The organism is Klebsiella sp. K5-45 (genome assembly GCF_030128605.1).
Lineage (GTDB): Bacteria > Pseudomonadota > Gammaproteobacteria > Enterobacterales > Enterobacteriaceae > Klebsiella > Klebsiella quasipneumoniae.
In genome coordinates this window covers 1-3,836 of sequence record NZ_JAKUZW010000042.1, presented here as the reverse complement: position 1 = coordinate 3,836, position 3,836 = coordinate 1, and the positions used below count along the sequence as shown (strand labels likewise).

Genomic DNA, 3,836 nt, shown 5'->3' with positions numbered 1-3,836 from the left:
GCTTATTAACTGAAAATTCAGACTATAAGTCTACACACTATGAGTATCATTTCTCGATTGACATATCGCGTTGCATGCGAATATTATTTCAGATATAAAAAGAAAGGCCACCGCTACCAACGGTGGCCTTTCTAAAGTTCTCAGAGCTACCAACTCTTTGAACCGTGGTAGCTGGCTTGGTGGAGCACAGATACCAAATACAGTCCTTCCAGTGTAGCCGTACTCGGGCCATCACTTCAAGACTCTCAATATCTAAATCCACCTAGTTCTGTTACCAATGGCTGCTGCCAGTGGCGTTTTGTCGTGCTTTTCCGGGTTGGACTCAAGTTGATAGTTACCGGAAAAGGCGCAGCAGTCGGACTGAACGGGGGGTTCGTGCATACAGTCCAGCTTGGAGCGAACTGCCTTCCCGGAACCGAGTGTCAGGCGTGGAATGAGATAAACGCGGCCATAACAGCGGAATGACACCGGTAAACCGAAAGGCAGGAACAGGAGAGCGCACGAGGGAGCCACCAGGGGGAAACGCCTGGTATCTTTAAGTCCTGTCGGGTTTCGCCACCACTGATTTGAGCGTCAGATTTCGTGATGCTTGTCAGGGGGGCGGAGCCTATGGAAAAACGGCTTCGCCGTGGCCTTCTCGCTTCCCTGTTAAGTTTCTTCCTGGCATCTTCCAGGAAATTTCCGCCCCGCCAGTAAGCCCGCACCGCTCGCCGCAGCCGAACGACCGAGCGCAGCGAGTCAGTGAGCGAGGAAGCGGAATATATCCTGTATCGCATATTCTGCTGACGCGCCGGTGCCGCCTTTTTTCTCCTGCCACATGAAGCACTTCACTGATATTCGCATCCGTGCCAACATAGTAAGCCAGTATACACTCCGCTAGCGCTGCGTGACTGGTTCAGGGCTGCGCCCCGAAACCCGCTAAAACCACTGACGCGCCTGCGGCTTGCCCAACGTCTCACGTCACCGGATTAAAATCCGCTCCCGTTCACCGTTTCTGGCTGTCTTTCAGCACCGCCAGCGCTTCATCGGTTCTGCTGTGTCTGGCAGACTGTGCGGCGTTATTCTGATGGGAGAATGCTATGAACAGACTGACAAACCTGACACCTGCAGAGAAAAAATTTCTTGATGATGCTATTGCCGCAGCTGAGAGAGCGTCAGGCAAAAAGCTAAATCAGCCGAACCGGCATATCGTCCTGAACAGAGCGCGTGCGCAGATTGAGTCGCAGCGTTACGCCGACCGCCAGCGTGCATTACGTGAGGATGAGCGGCAGCAGTCCGAGTTTGCCTGGTCACGTCCGCGCGCGCCGCGCCGCTGATTGCGCCTTTTGGCGGTTTAGTGGTGCTGACACTCCGAAATTGCCCGCCATTCACTCCTGTGAATAGCCATGCAGACGCGCAGAAATCATCAGGGGCGTTTTTCAGGGGTTGGTGCGGTGAAAGGTGCCGGAAACGGCTGTCAGGCCGCAGAAACGCGCTGAGGGCCTCTCAGGCAGTGCAGACAACGGATGTTATGGTAAATTATGGCATTTTAGTCAGATATAAATAGACTCTCGGACTTAAACTTTCTGAAGTTGATATAAACTATAAAAAAATCAATTTAATCAAACACAAACCGCGCTTGCCGAAAATGAATACTTTAAGTATCATTTGCATATCGAAAGGAGATAGATATGCCGAAAACCGATTTTTTGAAACATAATGAAATTTATCATGGTAACTCAGTGGAGTTGATAAAGAAGATTGAGCCCGAAACTGTTGCGCTAAGTTTTTGGTCGCCTCCATATTTTGTAGGTAAAGATTATGAAAAAGGGGAGACCTATGAATCGTGGCAGTCAATGCTTAGGAATGTCATATCAGGTCATTTTAACGTCTTAAAAAAAGGCGGGTTTTTAGTTGTTAATATAGACGATATCCTGGCTTTTCCTGATATAAACATGCCTAAAATACAAGCGCCAAATAAGAGTAAACTCAGATCTCCTATAACTAAAGAAATGATATTAAAAGTTAAAGAAGAACATCCTGGGTTAAATAGACACGAGCTTGCAAAAATATTGGGATGCAGTGAGCAAACTATAGATAGAAGGCTAAATGGGAACAACATCAGAGGTGGTAAATACGCGACTCAGACAAAAGTTAAGCTAATAGGGCACAATCTTGAAAAATATGCCGAAGAATCAGGGATGTATTTATACGATAGAAGGATATGGGTGAAGGATCCCACATGGAACAATTCACAATGGCACTCTAATTCATATAGAGCTGTTAGTGAGTTTGAATACCTTTATGTTTTTTGGAAGCCAGGTGAAACAATTATTGACCGAGCAAGGTTAAATCCTCATGAATGGGCTGAATGGGGGAGTCGAGGAGTATGGAATATTAGATCGGTTAGAGCTAATAAAGAGCATGAAGCTCAATTCCCACTAGAGCTTGCAAGTCGCGTTATTAGGCTCTTGACGGACGAAAATGAAACTGTTCTGGATCCGTTTATGGGTAGTGGTACTACAGCAGTAGCAGCGGCTATGTTAAACAGGGCCTATTTAGGTTTCGATAAAGAACTTAAATATGTAGATTTAGCCAAGAGAAGGCTTCAGGCTATCCAGCCCCCTCTTGAACTGGCTCTTGATTAACTTCTACTCGATACAGCTACTTCACCGTACTCATTTATGTATATTTTTTGGCAGCGCCAACTGCCAATTTTAGCTAATGGATTTAATTTTATTCTTGTTCTTTTTCTATCTACTCCCACCTCATCTTTTCCTGGTGTCAAAATCCCGGGGTATAAATAATTAAAGTTAGGTGCAACAAAAAGTGGCATGCCATTAGGGACGCAAATTAACTCAATATATTTCAATGGTTGATTCCCTGGAGAGATTACATCATAAACAACTTTAATATAGAATGTTAATACCGGGATGATTTGGTTGTTGATAAGGTAAAATGGAGCAAGTTCAGGACGAAATTTCCTGGTAATCCTAGCTCCTCTCATATCTACTTCATTATTATATACCATGCCAGCCTCAGAAATCATACCATTTCCAGTTACCTGGTTCGGGCTGCTAACGACTTCGTTTGGGTTATCAGTTGGCCCCGTTGATTTAATATCAATGTGAACAAAAGAGTTCTCTGTAGAAAATCTAATGTCATGGCCATAAGGTATTCCTGGGAATTTTACCCGTTCAAAAATTTCATTTAAAGAGGAGTACAGATGTCCTTCTAGAACCTTCTCTCCTACTTCCCCCCATGGATAGGCCTCTCCTCGAGGCTTATGCCCTCTTTGAATTGGAGCGTAGAGTTCCCAATATTCTTTAGTTCTATAAGCATTGTCGAAGTCGTTTTTGATCTCTCTGTATCTAGATGCAAGCCTATCTATTATTAGATCAGTAACACGACATTCTTCTTGCAAAATAAAGTTGCTGTTGTTGTTGATTATGTATTGCCTAGCCGCTAAATAATTATTTATCCAGCCTTGGTTCATAAAATCCCTCTAGTATTTTTTCAGGTGGAAAGTTTATTGCTTTGCAAATCTTAATAAGATTTAGCATAGATATGTTTCTTTCGCCCCTCTCTAAGGAGCTTACATAAGTTCTATGTATTCCGCAGGCTTCAGCCAATTCTTCTTGAGATAAATTTAAAGATAACCTAACGCTCCTAATTTTTAGTCCAAGAGCTATCAAAATTTCTTTTTCAGGGGAGGTGTATTTAGTCATAGGCTTATTAACTGAAAATTCAGACTATAAGTCTACACACTATGAGTATCATTTCTCGATTGACATATCGCGTTGCATGCGAATATTATTTCAGATATAAAAAGAAAGGCCACCGCTACCAACGGTGGC

Annotated in this window: 4 protein-coding genes; 2 read left to right on the top strand and 2 right to left on the bottom strand. The window is 44.0% G+C overall.

Annotated features, from left to right (window positions below; all coding sequences use genetic code 11):
• Window positions 1-1,079 precede the first annotated feature (1,079 nt).
• The gene (locus MKS11_RS27230; protein ID WP_001676031.1) at window positions 1,080-1,316 is read left to right on the top strand and encodes a hypothetical protein; all 237 of its coding nucleotides are present in this window, start codon (window positions 1,080-1,082) and stop codon (window positions 1,314-1,316) included.
• 354 nt (window positions 1,317-1,670) lie between these two features.
• Window positions 1,671-2,627 carry a site-specific DNA-methyltransferase gene (locus tag MKS11_RS27225; RefSeq protein ID WP_042114999.1) on the top strand — a complete coding sequence of 319 codons (957 nt, stop codon included), beginning with the start codon at window positions 1,671-1,673 and terminating at the stop codon, window positions 2,625-2,627.
• Here the strand turns inward: MKS11_RS27225 and MKS11_RS27220 are convergent.
• Window positions 2,624-3,475, bottom strand: coding sequence for a BglI family type II restriction endonuclease (locus tag MKS11_RS27220; RefSeq protein ID WP_042114997.1), 852 nt, complete (start codon window positions 3,473-3,475; stop codon window positions 2,624-2,626). The genes MKS11_RS27225 and MKS11_RS27220 overlap by 4 nt on opposite strands.
• Window positions 3,453-3,707 carry a helix-turn-helix domain-containing protein gene (locus tag MKS11_RS27215; protein ID WP_042114995.1) on the bottom strand — a complete coding sequence of 85 codons (255 nt, stop codon included), beginning with the start codon at window positions 3,705-3,707 and terminating at the stop codon, window positions 3,453-3,455. Before MKS11_RS27215 ends, MKS11_RS27220 begins: the two co-directional genes overlap by 23 nt.
• Window positions 3,708-3,836 lie beyond the last annotated feature (129 nt).